The organism is Clostridia bacterium, from assembly GCA_012841935.1.
Classification (GTDB): Bacteria; Bacillota; Peptococcia; order DRI-13; family DTU073; genus DUTS01.
In genome coordinates this window covers 1-15,463 of record DUTS01000038.1, presented here as the reverse complement: position 1 = coordinate 15,463, position 15,463 = coordinate 1, and the positions used below count along the sequence as shown (strand labels likewise).

General features: G+C 38.1%; 15 protein-coding genes. 14 read left to right on the top strand and 1 reads right to left on the bottom strand.

Annotated elements, in window-relative coordinates:
• The first annotated feature begins 18 nt into the window (after window positions 1-18).
• From fabZ to GX687_02255, 3 genes are read left to right on the top strand one after another with little or no spacing between them, the layout of a single operon-like run.
• A complete protein-coding gene (fabZ, locus tag GX687_02265) occupies window positions 19-444 on the top strand; it encodes a 3-hydroxyacyl-ACP dehydratase FabZ (GenBank protein HHX96275.1) in 426 nt (141 codons plus the stop codon).
• A gap of 40 nt (window positions 445-484) precedes the next feature.
• Window positions 485-1,579, top strand: coding sequence for an undecaprenyl/decaprenyl-phosphate alpha-N-acetylglucosaminyl 1-phosphate transferase (locus GX687_02260; GenBank protein ID HHX96274.1), 1,095 nt, complete (start codon window positions 485-487; stop codon window positions 1,577-1,579).
• Between the two features lie 24 nt (window positions 1,580-1,603).
• Window positions 1,604-2,149, top strand: a complete 546-nt coding sequence (locus GX687_02255; protein HHX96273.1) for an SH3 domain-containing protein — start codon at window positions 1,604-1,606, stop codon at window positions 2,147-2,149.
• Between the two features lie 37 nt (window positions 2,150-2,186).
• Here the strand turns inward: GX687_02255 and cls are convergent, their stop codons facing one another.
• Window positions 2,187-3,740 carry a cardiolipin synthase gene (gene cls, locus GX687_02250; protein HHX96272.1) on the bottom strand — a complete coding sequence of 518 codons (1,554 nt, stop codon included), beginning with the start codon at window positions 3,738-3,740 and terminating at the stop codon, window positions 2,187-2,189.
• A 151-nt stretch (window positions 3,741-3,891) separates the two neighbouring features.
• On the opposite strand from cls, the gene GX687_02245 reads away from it, so the two are divergent.
• The 11 genes from GX687_02245 to GX687_02195 all read left to right on the top strand — a co-directional run.
• Window positions 3,892-4,905 (top strand): efflux RND transporter periplasmic adaptor subunit, encoded by a 1,014-nt coding sequence (locus tag GX687_02245; GenBank protein HHX96271.1) that lies wholly within the window; start codon window positions 3,892-3,894, stop codon window positions 4,903-4,905.
• On the top strand, window positions 4,902-8,015 hold the full coding sequence (locus GX687_02240; GenBank protein ID HHX96270.1) for an efflux RND transporter permease subunit: 3,114 nt from the start codon (window positions 4,902-4,904) through the stop codon (window positions 8,013-8,015). The genes GX687_02245 and GX687_02240 overlap by 4 nt, the downstream gene beginning before the upstream one ends.
• A 108-nt stretch (window positions 8,016-8,123) precedes the next feature.
• On the top strand, window positions 8,124-9,533 hold the full coding sequence (locus GX687_02235) for an oxaloacetate decarboxylase subunit alpha (protein HHX96269.1): 1,410 nt from the start codon (window positions 8,124-8,126) through the stop codon (window positions 9,531-9,533).
• A 134-nt stretch (window positions 9,534-9,667) separates the two neighbouring features.
• The gene (gene codY / locus GX687_02230; protein ID HHX96268.1) at window positions 9,668-10,405 is read left to right on the top strand and encodes a GTP-sensing pleiotropic transcriptional regulator CodY; all 738 of its coding nucleotides are present in this window, start codon (window positions 9,668-9,670) and stop codon (window positions 10,403-10,405) included.
• A gap of 157 nt (window positions 10,406-10,562) precedes the next feature.
• Window positions 10,563-11,330 (top strand): ComF family protein, encoded by a 768-nt coding sequence (locus GX687_02225; GenBank protein HHX96267.1) that lies wholly within the window; start codon window positions 10,563-10,565, stop codon window positions 11,328-11,330.
• 17 nt (window positions 11,331-11,347) lie between these two features.
• Window positions 11,348-11,770 carry a MerR family transcriptional regulator gene (locus GX687_02220; protein HHX96266.1) on the top strand — a complete coding sequence of 141 codons (423 nt, stop codon included), beginning with the start codon at window positions 11,348-11,350 and terminating at the stop codon, window positions 11,768-11,770.
• Between the two features lie 151 nt (window positions 11,771-11,921).
• Complete coding sequence (gene flgM, locus GX687_02215) at window positions 11,922-12,200, top strand: flagellar biosynthesis anti-sigma factor FlgM (GenBank protein ID HHX96265.1); 279 nt, start codon at window positions 11,922-11,924, stop codon at window positions 12,198-12,200.
• A 12-nt stretch (window positions 12,201-12,212) separates the two neighbouring features.
• Window positions 12,213-12,701 carry a flagellar protein FlgN gene (locus GX687_02210; GenBank protein ID HHX96264.1) on the top strand — a complete coding sequence of 163 codons (489 nt, stop codon included), beginning with the start codon at window positions 12,213-12,215 and terminating at the stop codon, window positions 12,699-12,701.
• A 12-nt stretch (window positions 12,702-12,713) separates the two neighbouring features.
• Window positions 12,714-14,162, top strand: a complete 1,449-nt coding sequence (gene flgK / locus GX687_02205; GenBank protein ID HHX96263.1) for a flagellar hook-associated protein FlgK — start codon at window positions 12,714-12,716, stop codon at window positions 14,160-14,162.
• Window positions 14,163-14,173: 11 nt separating this feature from the next.
• Window positions 14,174-15,055, top strand: a complete 882-nt coding sequence (gene flgL, locus GX687_02200) for a flagellar hook-associated protein FlgL (protein ID HHX96262.1) — start codon at window positions 14,174-14,176, stop codon at window positions 15,053-15,055.
• An 18-nt stretch (window positions 15,056-15,073) separates the two neighbouring features.
• A partial coding sequence (locus GX687_02195; protein HHX96261.1) for a hypothetical protein occupies window positions 15,074-15,463 on the top strand: 390 nt, incomplete at its 3' end.

Here is a 15,463-nt window from a genome sequence, read left to right as displayed (position 1 = left end):
ATGAGAGGTGAGTAGAAAATGATTGGTTATGAAGAAATAAAAGCAATTTTACCACATCGTTATCCCTTTTTATTAGTTGATCGAATTATTGAGTTAGAAGAGGGGCAACGCATTGTGGGTTTAAAAAACGTAACCGGAAACGAACCTTTCTTTCAGGGACATTTTCCTGAAAAGGCGGTTATGCCGGGGGTTTTAATTATAGAAGCTTTAGCACAAACTGGTGCAGTAATGGTTTTAGCTAAACCGGAAAATAGGGGGAAAATTGTTTATTTTGCTCGTATTGATAATTGTCGTTTTCGGCGGCAAGTTGTGCCTGGGGATCAGTTGCGGATGGAAATTGAGGTAATTAGAATGCGGGGTTTGGTAGGTAAATGTAAGGCTGTGGCCTTAGTGGCAGGGGAAATGGCCGCTGAAGCTGAATTGACCTTTGCTTTAGAAAAATAGACAAAACCTTGTAAACGTGTTATAATTTAGTGTCGAGAAAATGTCGGTGGGAAGAGGGGGTAAAATAGTGCCTAAAGGGATTTTCGGACCCTTATTATTAGCTTTTGGCTTAGTCTTTCTGGGAACTCCATGGGTTAAAAAATTGGCTTATAAAATTAAGGCTTTGGATCAGCCTTCTCAGAGAAAAATTCATTATTATCCCATGCCGCGTCTAGGTGGTTTAGCCATTTGTTTGGGGTTTTGGTTGACCATTTTCTTAACCATGGAAATGAATCCGGGGCTTTATGCCCTTTTAGGTGGTGGGCTTTTAATCACTTTAGTGGGCATTATTGATGATTTAAAGGGTGTAACTCCCCGGCAAAAATTGGTGGTGCAGATTGTGGCTGCCCTTTTGGTTATTTTTGCCGGTATACGTGTTGAATTTATTACTCATCCCTTTAAAGGTATTATTTCTTTAGGTTATTGGAGTTATCCCTTAACCTTATTGTGGATTATTGGTATTACCAATGCCGTTAATTTAATTGATGGGTTAGATGGTCTAGCTGCCGGAGTTTCTGCAATTGCTGCCTTGACTTTGGGGATTATTGCTTATTGGGAAACTTCACCACAGGCAGCCATGCTGGCTTTTATTTTAGCAGCTAGTATTTTTGGTTTTCTAAAATATAATTTTCATCCTGCTCAAATTTTTATGGGTGATACAGGTTCACTATTTTTAGGTTTTAATCTTTCCATTTTGGCAATTATCGGTTTAACCAAAAGTGCCACCATAATTTCTTTGTTTTTGCCGGTGGTAGTTTTAGGTGTGCCAATTTTAGATACCCTTTATGCCATTGTGCGGCGTTACTTTGGTGGTAAACCTATTTTTAGTGCTGATAAAGAACATTTACACCACCGTTTATTAAGTTTGGGTTTATCACATGAACATACAGTATTGGCTATGTATGGGGTAAGTGTGGTTTTAAGTCTTACTGCTATTATTATGGCTCTAGTGACTACTGCTCAAGGAATGTTAATTATGGTAGCTTTAATTCTAGGTTTGTGTATTGGAGTGGAAAAGCTGGGTCTTTTACAAGCCCGAAAAAAGGAAGCAAGTCAAACACAGGAAAAAAAGGTTTATCAACCTTATACAAAATAATAAGTGTGAAAAAGAGGTGTGGAGATGAGATTGCGAGGGTTTATTATTTTGGGGGCAATTATATCGGTATTAGTAGGCTTTTGGTTGGGGAAGGCTGTAGTTGCCGATTCACCTGCCCCGGGATCTGCCGATGATCCTTTAGTTACTAAAAGTTATGCTGATAAGGCTATTCAGGAAAGAGTTACCGATTTGGAAAAAACAGTTGCTGAACTTTCTGTACAAGCCCAAACCTTGCAAAATACGTTGAATGAATTGCAGAATAGAGTAATAACTACTCCTACAGTTAAACCAGAACCAACACCAGTACCTAAGGAGGAGCCCAAAAAAGAAGAACCTGCCCCAACACCACAATTACCAGCAGATTCTATGATTGGAAAAACTTTAAGTATCAGCACGCAAAATTATGCAAATTTACGCAGTGCCCCTACTTTAGAAGCAGATGTTTTAAAAGAGGTTACCGCTGATTTAGAGATGATTGTGCAAAAGGTTGAAGGTGAATGGTATAATGTAAAGCTTTCTGATGGTACCATTGGCTGGATTAATCAGCGGGTAGTTAAAGTGAAGGAATAAAAAAAGATGCTTCATTTTTTAGATGAAGCATCTTTTTTTAAAGTAAGGGTGAAAAGAGGCGGGCTATGGATTCTAGTAAATGATGACCTAGGGAACGCTGGCGGAAATCTTGTAAGGTAAGTTGTTGGGAGCTGCGTAAATCCTCTTGAAAGTCCTTCTCTAATTGCTGAGCTATTTCCTTTTCATAAATGAAAGCATTGACTTCAAAATTAAGGCTGAAACTGCGCTGATCCATGTTGGCTGAACCAATTGAGCTAACTAGGCTATCAACGGTAAGGGTTTTAGCATGAATAAAGCCTTTTTGATAAAAATAGATTTTTACACCACTAGCTAATAGTTGGCCTAAATAGGACATAGCTGCCCAGTATACTATTTTATGATCAGGTTTGGCAGGTAAGATTAGTTTTACATCTACACCACTAAGTGCTGCGGTTTTTAAAGCAGTAAGAATACTTTCATTGGGAATGAAATAAGGAGAAGTAATATAGACGGATTTTTGAGCAGTGGCAATGGTATAATAATAAACTTGCATAATGGCTTCCCACTGACTATCTGGTCCACTAGCTGTAATTTGTACTAAATGCTTGGTTTGGGTGGTTGTGGGTGGGAAAAGTTTATGTGATTCAAGATTTAAATATTCCTGGGTAATAAAATGCCAATCTTGTAGGAAAATGCGCTGCAGAAAATGGACGGCATCTCCTTCGATATATAGATGAGTATCACGCCAAAAACCAATTTCCAAATTTTGACCTAAATATTCATCACCGATATTAGCACCACCTACAAAACCTATTTTACCATCAATAATCAAGATTTTGCGGTGGTTGCGATAATTAATTTTGCGGTGTAAAAACGGTAGTTTTACTGGAAAGAAAACGGCGATTTGTACTCCGGCTGAACGCAGTTTTTGTAGATAAGCTTTACTAAGATGACGGGAACCAAGACCATCATAAATTAAACGTACTTGTACACCGCAGCGGGCTTTTTGGCAAAGTAAATCGGCAATTTGTGTGCCTATTTGATCATCTCTAAGAATATAAGTTTCTAAATGAATGTGTTTTTCTGCTTTTTCTAGTGCTGCTAGAAATGCGGGGAAAATTTCTTGACCATCAGTCAATACTTTTGTTTTATTTCTGGCTGTAGGAGGAAAATCGGCATTGTTATAAATTAATGCAATTAAACGTGCTTTTTCTTGAATTGCGGGATTGTTAGGTGCTAAACTATGATATGAAGAATAATCTAAGGGATAAAGTTGTGGGTCTTGTACTCTTTTGCGGTGGGTAATTCTTTGTTTGCGGGGATGACGGCCAAAAATGAGATAAAGAATAAAACCTACTAAAGGTAAAAAGATAAGAATTAAGAGCCAGGCTAAGGTTTTAGAGGGGTCCCTTCTTTCTAGAAGAAGCAGCATCCCAGTGAAAAAAATTAGAGAGGCGAAAATAAAGTAAACTATACTGCCGGTTTTTAAGTAGCTTTTTACAGGTGAAACACTAAATTTAAAAAAATCTACATACACTACACTTAAGTAAAAGTAGCCAACTGAAAGTAAAATTAGAAAACCAAAACAGATTAGGAATTCCCCTTTTTTCATAAGTTTTAGGCCTCCGTTTTTAGTTGTTTTCACTTGCTTATAATTATATTTATAATTCGTATAATATTGCAACATAAAAACTTAAGTAATCTTGATTGGGAAAAATAAACTTTATGATATAGGGTAAAGGTAATATTTGGAGGAGGAAAAAATGTTTAAAAGACGAATTTTATTAATTTTTTTATTTTGTAGTTTAGTTTTTACAGGTTGTTTAGGTTCTAGTGAAATAAATGAGGCAGATGACCCGGTAATTTCGCAAATACCGGTTAGTGTAGAAAAGATACAATTGGGTTCTTTAACTAAAGAGATTCCTTTGGGGGGGTTGTTAAAGGCCCGGGAAGAAGTATATCTGGTGGCCAAGAATCCTATCTTTGAAATTAAAGAAGTTTTGGCCGAAGTTGGTGATTATGTTTGGCAGGGTACACCTTTGATTACCTTTGATTCAAGAGAATTTGATTTACAATTAAAACAAGCTGAATTGGCTTTAAAAAGAAATCAGGAATTATATGAATTGGGGGCTATTTCTAAATTTCAATTGGAGCAGGCGGAAACGGCATTAGAGAATTTACGGATTCAAAAAGAAAATTGTCAGCTTTTAAGTCCCATTAATGGGGTAGTGGCTGCTGTGGAAGCTAAAGAAGGACAATTAGCTGGAAATACTCCTTTGATGGTATTGCTTGATTTAGCTAGTTTGGAATTGGAAATTCAGGTGAGTGAAAGTTTAATTAATCGTTTAAGTAAAGGGCAAACATTAAAAGTTAGTGTGCCGGCCGCGGGAGAGAAAAGGTTTACAGGGACAGTTAGTCAGATTCCCTTTCAGGTTGACCCGCGTACAAAGGCTTACCCGGTAAAAGTTACCTTACCTAATACACAAGGCTTATTGAAAGATGGTATGTATGGGGAAGTGCAATTGGTGGTGGAGGATCGCGATGAAGTGATTGTTATTCCACAAGCTGCGGTAGTGGAATATGAACAGCAAGAAGTAGTTTTTGTGGTAGAAAATGATTTGGTAAGACAGTGTGAAGTAAAATTGGGCCTTGCTCATGAAGGTTTAGTAGAAGTAGTGGAAGGATTGCAAGTAGGAGATCTCCTGATTGTGGAAGGACAATATGGGGTGCGGGAAGGTACAGTGGTGACACCTTTAATGAGGGGTGAAACCTCATGAAGCTTTCTCGTTTTGCTGTTAAACGTCCGATTACAGTTATCATGCTCTTTTTATTTATTGTTATTTTAGGCATGGTTTCTATGCAGAAATTAAATTTAGATTTATTTCCGGAATTGGAATTGCCCCTGGCTTTAGCTATGACTGGTTATGAAAATGTCGGACCAGAGGAAATTGAGGAATTGGTTACTCGACCTTTGGAAAATGTTTTGGGTACAGTAGGTGGGATTAAAAATATTAGTTCGGTATCTCAGCGTGGTAGTTCGATGGTTTTATTGGAATTTAGTTGGGGTACTGACATGAATTATGCCTTAAACCAAATGCGGGAAAAAATAGATTTGGTAAGTGGTTTTTTGCCTAGTGGTGTAGACAAAACCATGATTTTAAAATTAGACCCCAATATGATGCCTATTATGGTTTTAGGGCTAAGTGGGGAAAAACAATTAGTGGAACTGGATAAATTGGCTAATGATGTTTTAAAACCGCGTTTGGAAAGGGTAGAGGGAGTAGCCTCTGTTACCATTTCTGGGGGAGTGAAAAGAGAAGTTTTGATTTCGGTAGCTCCCCAGCGTTTATTGGCTTATGGTCTTTCCCTTGAACAGATTGTGGGTCAATTAGCCATGGAAAACAGAGATTTATCGGCAGGTGTTGTTGAAGAAGGCTCTCGAGAACAAATGGTCAGGGTGATTGGCGAATTTAAAAGTATAGAAGAAATAGAGAATGTTTTTTTACCATTACCTACTGGTGGCCGTATTCGTTTAGCGGAAATAGCAAAGGTAGAAGATACTTTAAAAGATGATCGGGAATTTGTTTATATGAATGGACAGCCTAGTGTACAGGTAGCTATACAAAAACAGACAGATGCCAATACAGTAAAAGTATCGAGTGCTGTGGAGCAAGTTTTGGCAGATTTCAAAAAGGAAATGCCAGCAGGCATGACCTTGATTATTGGTTTTGATCAAGCAGAATATATTAATTTGGCTTTGGATCAGGTTAAAGATAATGCGTATTTGGGTGCGGGATTGGCGATTTTAATTCTTTTTTTATTCCTTCATAATTTTCGCAGTACCTTAATTATTGGTGTGGCGATTCCCATAGCCATTATCGCTACTTTTATTTTAATGTTTTTCGGTGGTTTAACTTTAAATATTATTACATTGGGTGGTTTGGCTTTAGGTGTGGGGATGATGGTTGATTGTGCGATTGTTATCCTGGAAAATATTTATCGTTATCGACAAAATGGTTACACTTTGATCGAGGCAGCCCGTGAGGGGGCTGATGAGGTTGCTTTGGCTGTTACGGCCTCCACCTTTACTACAATTGTTGTTTTTTTACCTTTGGTATATGTAGAGGGCTTGGCTTCTCAGATTTTTCGACCTATGGCTTTGACGGTTTCCTTTGCCTTATTGGCTTCTTTGGTGGTAGCTTTAACTTTGGTGCCCACATTATCTTCCAAGTTTTTGCGGGTGAAAAACTCTACTTCTCAAAGTGGTGTAAAACATAAATTATTGAAGACTTGGGATAGTGTTTTTATCTTTTTTAATGAGGTTTATCGCCGTTTATTAGGTTGGGCGATTAAACACCGTAAAACCGTTATTTTTACCACTTTTGTGCTTTTTATAATTAGTTTGGCTTTATTTCCGCGGGTAGGTATGGAGTTTTTGCCGCAATCAGATAGTGGGGATTATCTGGTAAATATTAGTTTGCCTAATGGTACTTCAGTTACCGAAACTGAACGGATAACCAAACAGGTAGCTAGTTATATCGAAGCTTTACCTGAACATGAATGGGCTCTTTATGCTATTGGGGTAGGAGGAAGTACTCTTGGTGGTGGAGCGACACCGGAAAAAGCTTCGATTAGCGGTAAATTGGTACGTAAAAATGAACGTACCCGTTCGATTGATGAAGTATTAGATGAATTAAGAAAAAACTGTGCCCAGATTCCTGGGGCTAAGATTGAGGTTAGTTCTTTTGATACGGCCATGGGCGGTTTACAGACACCTTTGGAAATCGGTATTAGTGGTGATGATTTGGATGTATTGCAAGCTTTTGCTAATACAGTGGCTGCTCGGGTTAAAGAGGTACCTGGTACTAGAGAAGTGAAAACCAGTATTGATGATGCTCGTCCGGAATTGCATTTTAAATTAAAAAAAGAAAAAGCCGAGGAATATGGAATTGGTACTCAGCAAGTGGCCTCACTTTTATCTACAGCTTTAAGTGGGACACCAGCTACTCGTTACCGAGAAAAAGGTGAAGAAATAGATGTAAGGTTAAAGATCGAGGAAAAATATTGTAGTAGTATTAGTGCTTTGGAATCTTTAATGTTAGCTGCACCTAATGGTTCACTAGTTCATTTGGGTGATTTAGTAGAGATTGAATTAGCAAAGGGACCTACCGAAATTAGGCGGAAAAATCAAACTAGACATTTAACCATTAGTGGTGATATTTTTGAACGAGATTTACAAAGTGTGATGGTTGATATTCAAAAGTCTCTAGATGATTTACTGATCCCTGCTGGGGTACAGCTTGAATTTGGTGGGGCTCATCAGGAAATGGTAGAAGCCTTTACTGATTTAAGTTTAGCTTTAATTTTAGCGATAGTCTTGGTATACATGATTTTAGCTGCCCAGTTTGAAGGTTTATTGGCACCTTTCATTATTATGTTTTCTATCCCACCAACCTTAATTGGGGTAGTGGGGGCTTTGCTTTTAACTAAACGTACCTTTAGTATTCCTACTTTTATTGGTGTAATCATGTTAGCCGGGATAGTGGTGAATAATGCCATTGTTTTGGTGGATTATATTAATACTTTAAGATTTAGAGATGGTTTGGAACGCGAGGCGGCAATTTTGCAGGCAGGTCCTACTCGTTTACGGCCTATTTTAATGACTACTTTGACTACTGTTTTAGCCTTACTGCCTTTGACCATCGGGTTGGGAGAAGGAGCGGAGTTTTCCGCACCTATGGCCACAGCGGTAGCCGGAGGTTTAATTGTTTCTACTTTAATTACTTTGGTATTAATTCCCTGCATGTATATTGTTTTTGATAATTTAAGTAATCGTTTTCAACGAAGAGGTAGGAAAGCGGCAAAGGTTTCGGAAGTTGTAAAATGAGTCCTCATTTAAAAAAATTTACTTTTTATATTGATATCGGTATTTTGAACTAGATTTATTACTGTAAATATGGCAAAATTAAGTGATATAAGGATGGAGGTGTTAGTCATGGAAAAAAGAACAATTGCGATTACAGATACTACTTGGCGTGATAGCCATCAATCTTTATTAGCGACTCGAATGCGTATTGAAGATATGCTCCCCATAGCTGAAAAAATGGACGCAGTGGGGTTTTACTCTATGGAGGTTTGGGGAGGAGCTACTTTTGATACTTGTATGCGTTTTTTAAATGAAGATCCCTGGGAGAGGTTGGCTAAAATTAGACAGGCTTTAAAAAAGACAAAGCTGCAAATGCTTTTACGGGGACAAAACTTGGTGGGTTATCAGCATTATGCTGATGATGTGGTCGAAGAGTTTGTTAAAAAGGCGGTAGCCCATGGTATGGACATCTTCCGGATTTTTGATGCTTTAAATGATGTTCGTAATTTAGCCAAAGCTATGGAGGTGGCTAAAAAGGAAGGGGCACATGTGCAAGCAGCCATTTCATACACAATTAGTCCAGTCCATGATTTAGACTATTACTTAAATTTAGTGGGTCAATATCGTGATGCAGGGGCTGATTCATTGTGTATTAAGGATATGGCTGGTATTTTAAAACCTTATGCGGCTTATGAATTAGTCAAGGAAATAAAAAAGAATTATGATTTACCTGTACAAATGCATACTCATTATACTAGTGGTATGGCGGCTATGATGTATTTGAAAGCTGTGGAAGCTGGGGCGGAAATAATGGATACTGCAATTTCATCAATGGCATTGGGTACATCACAGCCAGCTACAGAGGCTATGGTAGCTACTTTAGCTGATACACCTTATGATACTGGTTTAAATTTGAAACTTTTGGCGGAAATAGCGGACTATTTTAAAGAGGTTCGTGAGAAATATCAGGATTATGATGTTTTTAAAGCTGGTATTGATACTAATGTGCTCTTATATCAAGTGCCGGGGGGAATGTTATCTAACTTTATATCACAACTACAGCAGCAAAATGCTCTGCATAAATTACCAGAAGTATTGGCTGAGGTACCACGGGTTCGTGAAGATTTAGGTTATCCACCTTTGGTTACTCCTACCAGTCAAATAGTAGGAACCCAAGCTGTACTTAATGTTTTAACAGGTAAGCGCTACCAAAGGGTGACTAATCAGGTGAAAAATTATTTACGCGGGCTTTATGGAGCTACACCTGTACCGGTGAATGAAGATTTGCGGCGTGAGATTATTGGAGATGAACCTCCTATAACTTGTCGGCCGGCAGATAATCTTGAACCACAATTGGAAAAAGCACGTCAGGAAATTGGACCTTATTTACAAAAAGAAGAAGACATTATTTCCTACGCTATTTTCCCACAAGTTGCCAAGACTTTTTTAGAAGAACGTTATGCAGGTAAATGTGGAGTAGATTTAAATTTAGCTAAAGAAAATGAAGCTAAATTAGGTGGTAAAGTTTATCCGATTTAATGTTTAGCAATTCGGTACTTAAATTTAAGTGCCGAATTGCTAATTAATTTTGCTGAAAAAGTATAAATTACTAAATGGTGGAAATACTACTAACAACAACCTTAAATTTTATGAAGGAGGAATAAAGTATGGAAATGCAGTTGTTGTTAGAAAAAACAAGAACCCTACATCAATTATTACAAAAGTCGGCTGAACAGGTGTTAAGTTATGGGACCATTGTAGAAGAGGTATCTCGTTTGTTGGCAGCTAGTGTTTATATTGTTGATCGGGATGGTAATTTGTTGGGGAAAGAGGAATTAGTTACTTTTCGAGGGGGCATTTTTCCGGAAGAAGAATTAGCTAGAGGCTATTTTTCGGAAAATAATCAACAGTGGTTATTTGGTTTTACACATACTGAGGTAAACTTTGTCCCTCAGGGAACCAATTTTTACTGTATTTTAACCCCGGTAATTGGCAACCGCGAAAGAATGGGTACGGTGATTTATGCTCGGGAAGGTAAGCCTTATACGGCGGCGGAAATAATTTTGGCGGAATATGGAGCTAGTGTGGCTGGAATGCAAATCTTGCGTAAAGTTAATGAACGTTTGGAAAATGAAGCTCGTAAAAAGACAGTGGTACAGTTGGCTTTAGAGGTGCTTTCTTATTCGGAATTGGAGGCCGTTAAATATATTTTTAACGAAATTGAAGGTTCGGAAGGGTTTTTAGTGGCCAGTAGGTTAGCTGAAGAATATAAGTTGACCCGTTCCGTAATCGTGAATGCCTTACGTAAATTGGAAAGTGCGGGTGTAATTGATGCTCGTTCCTTGGGTATGAAAGGTACATATATTAAAGTACTGAACGATCATCTGTATGAACAATTGGCCGAAATATAGGTATTAAAAAACCCGGGTAAATGTTACCCGGGTTTTTTTATCTTTTTGAAGGATATTCTCGTTTTTAAATGATTTGTAAAATTAAACTGGTAAATAGCAGGTAAGGTGTTCTTGGATGTCGAATATCGATTAAAGGTGTAGTTTGGAGGGATAAGTTTTGAGTAAATGGGGGGAGGCCATTCTCAATCTTTTATTTCCCGAAACTAAATTCTGCTGTATATGTCAGCGTGAAAACAAGAATATGCAATCTTTACAATTGTGTTTTGAATGTGCCCAAAAGATTTTGGAAATTAGTGAAACTATTCAAACGTGTCCTCATTGCGGTTTTTTTACCGGAGGTGCTTCTTGTCCGACATGTGGTAGTTGGTCTGAATCTTTAAAAGTAAGTACAGTTGTTCCTTATGAAGGTATTTTTAGGGATTTGATATTGAATTTTAAATTCAATGGTCAGCAGACATTAGCCGAACCATTAGGTTTTTTAATGGCCAGTCGGTTGAGGAGATTGGGATTGGTAGAAAAAATTGCAGGGGTAGTTCCCGTACCCCTTAGTGAAAGTCGGGAAAAAGAACGCGGTTTTAATCAAAGTTTACTTTTGGCGGAAGTAATAGCAGAGGAGCTTGGTAAACCTTTATGGACTGTTTTAACTAGAAAACATTTTCAAGCACCTCAATCTAGTTTAAATCGTCGGGAACGACTTAAAAATATTACTGGTGCTTTTCAATATTCGCCGACTAGAAAAATTAAAAATGGTAACATTTTGCTAGTAGATGATGTTTTAACAACTGGTGCCACTTTATTAAGCTGTGCACGTGTTTTACGACAATATGGGGTTAAAGATGTACGGGCTATAACTTGGGCTGGTGGTTATAATCTTAAAATTTTAGGGGAGAAGACAAAAAATTGGTTTTACTTTGATGAATATTAAAAAGAGGGGGTTTGAAAATGGATTTAAGAAATTGTCCGCAATGTGGTAAGGTGTTTAATTTTATTAGAACTAATCTTTGTCCGGAATGTCAAGAAAAAGATGAGCAGGCCTTTCGGGAAATCCGTAAATATATTACACAGCATCCGGGGGCTACTGCTATTGAGGTTAGTAAAAATACGGGTATTAGTGAAGAAAAGGTGCTGCGTTTTTTAAGGGAAGGGCGTCTTTCTGCAGGAGCAGAACATCAGAGTAATTATACTTGTGAATTATGTGGTAAACCGGTATTGCGGGAACGCTACTGTTTGGCTTGTCGGGAAAAGTTGACTGAGGGCTTGAAAAAAACAATAATTGAGGAAAATAAAGAACAGCAGAACCGTGCGTTGGGAAATAGTGGAAAGGCTAAAATGCATACAGCTGATTTACGTAAGAAAAGAAAATAGCTGGGGAGTTGTAGTTCCTTGAAAATTGGCTTAAATGAAAGAAAGGCTCCTCTATTTTGCTTAAATCGCTTAATTTGGGGATAAAGAAAATTGCAATTGTTTTCGAAATAATAAGTAAGAGGATTGTAGTTTATTTTAGGAGTGAGCAAAAATGCGGATTATTAATCAATCTATACCAGAAGTCGCTCAAGTTTATAAACGGCAAAATGAATTAAAAAAATCTGACAAAATTGAAAAAACTGCCCAGCAGGATGAAATTAAGCTTTCTTCGGAAGCCAGGTTTTTTAATGTAGCTAAAAGTGCTTTGCAAGAGTTGCCGGAAACCAGAGAGGAAAAAATAGCCGAATTGCGTGAGGCTATTCAGTCTGGGACTTATGATGTGAATCTAGAGGAATTAGCAGAAAAAATCTGGTGGGAGTGCTTCGCCTAAAGGGGGAGAAAAATGGAGCCTACATGCCGGAAATTAATTGAATTGATTACAGAGCAAAAGTTAGGGTATCAAAATTTGAAGGAATTATCTTCACAAAAACGGCAAGCCTTAATTGCGGGGGATTTAGAAAAGCTGGCCTCTTTAACTGAAAAAGAGGAGGCCTTAATTTTGCAATTGGGGAAATTGGAAAATCAAAGACAAGAATGTTTTTTAGAGTTGGCGGCAAAGGGAGGTTTTGATGAAACCGCAACTTTGCAGGAAGCTTTACCTTTTTTACCCGCGGTTTGTCAAGTGCAATTAAAAGAATTGCAAGCGGATTTTGCGGTGTTAATAGAAAAATTGTCTCAATTAAATGAAGAAAATATGAGTCTGTTGGAACAGTCTTTACAGTTTGTTAATTTTACCGCTGAGGCATTAAGTGAACAATCAAAGCCGGTTTATGATGCTGAACAGCAAATTAAGATGGAGCAATTGCGTAATTTGTTGGATAAAAAAGTTTGAGGGGGATTAAGAGTGCGTTCAACTTTTATGGGTTTAACTACTGCTTATAAAGGGCTTTCAGCTCAACAAAGGGCCTTAGATATTACCGGTCATAATGTAGCTAATGCCAATACTGAAGGATATACTCGCCAGGATGTGATTATGCAGGCTTCTTCAGCCTTGAAGGTTTTAGAGGGATATGTAGGCACTGGAGTGGATATCGGTGAATTCAGAAGAATTAGGGATGAGTTTTTGGATATTCAAATGCGTACAGAAAACAAGGCTTTAGGTGAATGGGAAGTTAAATCCGATATTTTAGATAAATTAGAAGTTATATTTAATGAACCATCTGATACGGCTTTGCGTTCGGTATTAGATCAGTTTTGGGAAGCCTGGCAAGTATTGGCCAAAAATCCAGAAGGGGTAGCGGCACGTACTACGGTAGTACAAAGGGGCATTTCTTTAGCCAATACTTTTAATCACTTGGCTGCTCAATTTATCGATTTGCAGGCTGATATAAATAAAAGTATAGAAGTTAAAGTAAATGAAATTAATTCTCAAGCTAGACAAATTAGGGATTTAAATGCTCAAATTATTAAAGCAGAAGCTTCGGGCAAAAAAGCTAATGATTTGCGGGATCGCCGTGATCTAATTTTAGAACAATTGGCTAAAAATATAGCTATTGATGTTGTGGAAGATGATTTGGGAGCAGTTAATGTGACGGTGGGAGGACGTTTTTTAGTTAGTCGTACTGAATTGGCTACCCTAAAGTTTACCGATGATTTTTCGGATCCTACTCAGGCCAAGTTGGAATGGTGTGATCCTTTTACAGGTGCACCACAGGGCACCCTCAGAGCCAATGGCGGTATTTTAAAAGGCTATTTGGATATGCGGGATGAAGTAATTGTGCAATATCATCAGCAGATATCAGAATTAGCCAAGACCATTGCTGAAAAGACAAATGAATTACACGGAGAGGGTTATGGTTTGGATGGTAGTACTGAATTAGACCTTTTTGTTAAATTAGATATTCAGTCAGATTTTAGTGCTGGCAACATAGAAGTCAATCAGGAAATTATTGATGATCTGAATAAATTAGCTACTGGTTTGGGCGTGTGGGATGAAGATGCTGAGGAAATGGTTTCTTATCAAGGTGATGGCAGTAATGCTTTAAGAATTGCTCAGTTAAAACATGCTTTAATTATGACTGATGGTTTAGCTTCTTTTGATGATTTTTATCGATCTTTGATTGGTCAATTGGGGATTCAAGGGCAAGAGGCCTTTCAGATGGTAGAAAATAGATCTTCACTAGTAGAACAGCTGCAAAATCGACGGGCTTCGGTATCAGGTGTTTCTTTAGACGAAGAAATGGTGAATATGATTAGATTTCAGCATGCCTATAGTGCTGCGGCCCGGGTCCTGAATGTCATGGATGAAATGCTGGATACGGTTGTTAATCGTTTAGGTTTGGCAGGACGATAGGGGGTTAAGAAATGCGGATTACCAATAGTGTTTTAGTTAATAATTTAAAAAATAATTTATCACGTAATATTCGTCTTTTGGGAAAAATACAATTACAGCTAGAAACTGGACGGCGTATCAGCAAACCTTCTATAGATCCTACCGGGATTGTGGAAAGCCTGCGGTTAACAACTCGTTTAAAAGAAAATGCACAGTATCGGGATAATGTGGCGGATGCATTAGGTTGGTTAAATACTACAGATGATGCTTTGGGTGCTTTAAATTCGGTAATACAGCGGATTTACGAATTAACGGTACAGGGGGCTAATGGTCCTTTGGATGTTGAAGAACGCAATTCCATTTGCGAAGAGGTAAAGCAGCTTAAAGATGAAATGGGCGAAATAGCTAATACTACTCATGGTGATCGCTATATTTTCGGAGGTACTAATACCACTGAAAAACCTTATTCAGCTTATTCAGATGGTACTTGGCAGCATAACTCCAAAAGTATTAGGTATGAAGTAGGTATAGGTGTGGAAATACCAATTAATCTTACTGCTGAAGAAGTTTTTGTGGAGGCAGAATTAATGCCACTTTTAGATCAGGTAATCACTGATCTGGAAAATGATGATTATGCTGCTTTAAGTTCTGAACGAATCGGTGAACTGCAAACTGCCATTGAACATGTTTTAGCTTGTCGGGCTAAAGTAGGGGCTAGTGTTAACCGTTTGGAAATGACTAAAGCCCGTTTAGAAGAACAAGAAATTAATTTTGAGAAATTATTGGCTGATGTCGATGGGGTAGATCCGGCCTGGGTAATCATGCAGTTAAAAGAACAAGAAAGTGTTTATCGGGCTTCGTTAGCCGTAGGGGCTAGGGTAATTATGCCTACATTGGTTGATTTCATTCGATAATTAAAGGGGGTGGGGGCGGTGTCCTTGCAAATTCGGACAATACCAACTCAAATTGGCCTGCGGACGACTCCTCCTGTTTTGGAAATAAAGCAGCCCCGAGGTGAATTGGAGGTAAAACAGCAGAAAACTGAATTGGTGATTGAGCGTGAACCTGTTAAGGTGCACATTGATCAAAAAGCTTGTTTTGCCGAATATGGGATTAAAAATACGGTAGAAATGGTGCGGGAAACCGCGGAATTGGCTTGGCAAAGAATGGAACGCTTTAATGACCATGAATGGAACATTGCTTTTATTCCCGAGGAGCAACCTAATTTCGAAGTTACCGGAGATCTAAAACTAGATTGGCGGATCATTGAGGGTTTTATTCATTATACACCACGGTTTCCGGAAATTACTTATTATCCAGGT

Bases quoted from the DNA above. Each gene is read 5' to 3' on its own strand.
- fabZ (HHX96275.1), top strand. From the start codon at position 19: ATGATTGGTTATGAAGAAATAAAAGCAATTTTACCACATCGTTATCCC.
- GX687_02260 (HHX96274.1), top strand. From the start codon at position 485: ATGTCGGTGGGAAGAGGGGGTAAAATAGTGCCTAAAGGGATTTTCGGA.
- GX687_02255 (HHX96273.1), top strand. From the start codon at position 1,604: ATGAGATTGCGAGGGTTTATTATTTTGGGGGCAATTATATCGGTATTA.
- cls (HHX96272.1), bottom strand. From the start codon at position 3,740: ATGAAAAAAGGGGAATTCCTAATCTGTTTTGGTTTTCTAATTTTACTT.
- GX687_02245 (HHX96271.1), top strand. From the start codon at position 3,892: ATGTTTAAAAGACGAATTTTATTAATTTTTTTATTTTGTAGTTTAGTT.
- GX687_02240 (HHX96270.1), top strand. From the start codon at position 4,902: ATGAAGCTTTCTCGTTTTGCTGTTAAACGTCCGATTACAGTTATCATG.
- GX687_02235 (HHX96269.1), top strand. From the start codon at position 8,124: ATGGAAAAAAGAACAATTGCGATTACAGATACTACTTGGCGTGATAGC.
- codY (HHX96268.1), top strand. From the start codon at position 9,668: ATGCAGTTGTTGTTAGAAAAAACAAGAACCCTACATCAATTATTACAA.
- GX687_02220 (HHX96266.1), top strand. From the start codon at position 11,348: ATGGATTTAAGAAATTGTCCGCAATGTGGTAAGGTGTTTAATTTTATT.
- flgM (HHX96265.1), top strand. From the start codon at position 11,922: ATGCGGATTATTAATCAATCTATACCAGAAGTCGCTCAAGTTTATAAA.
- GX687_02210 (HHX96264.1), top strand. From the start codon at position 12,213: ATGGAGCCTACATGCCGGAAATTAATTGAATTGATTACAGAGCAAAAG.
- flgL (HHX96262.1), top strand. From the start codon at position 14,174: ATGCGGATTACCAATAGTGTTTTAGTTAATAATTTAAAAAATAATTTA.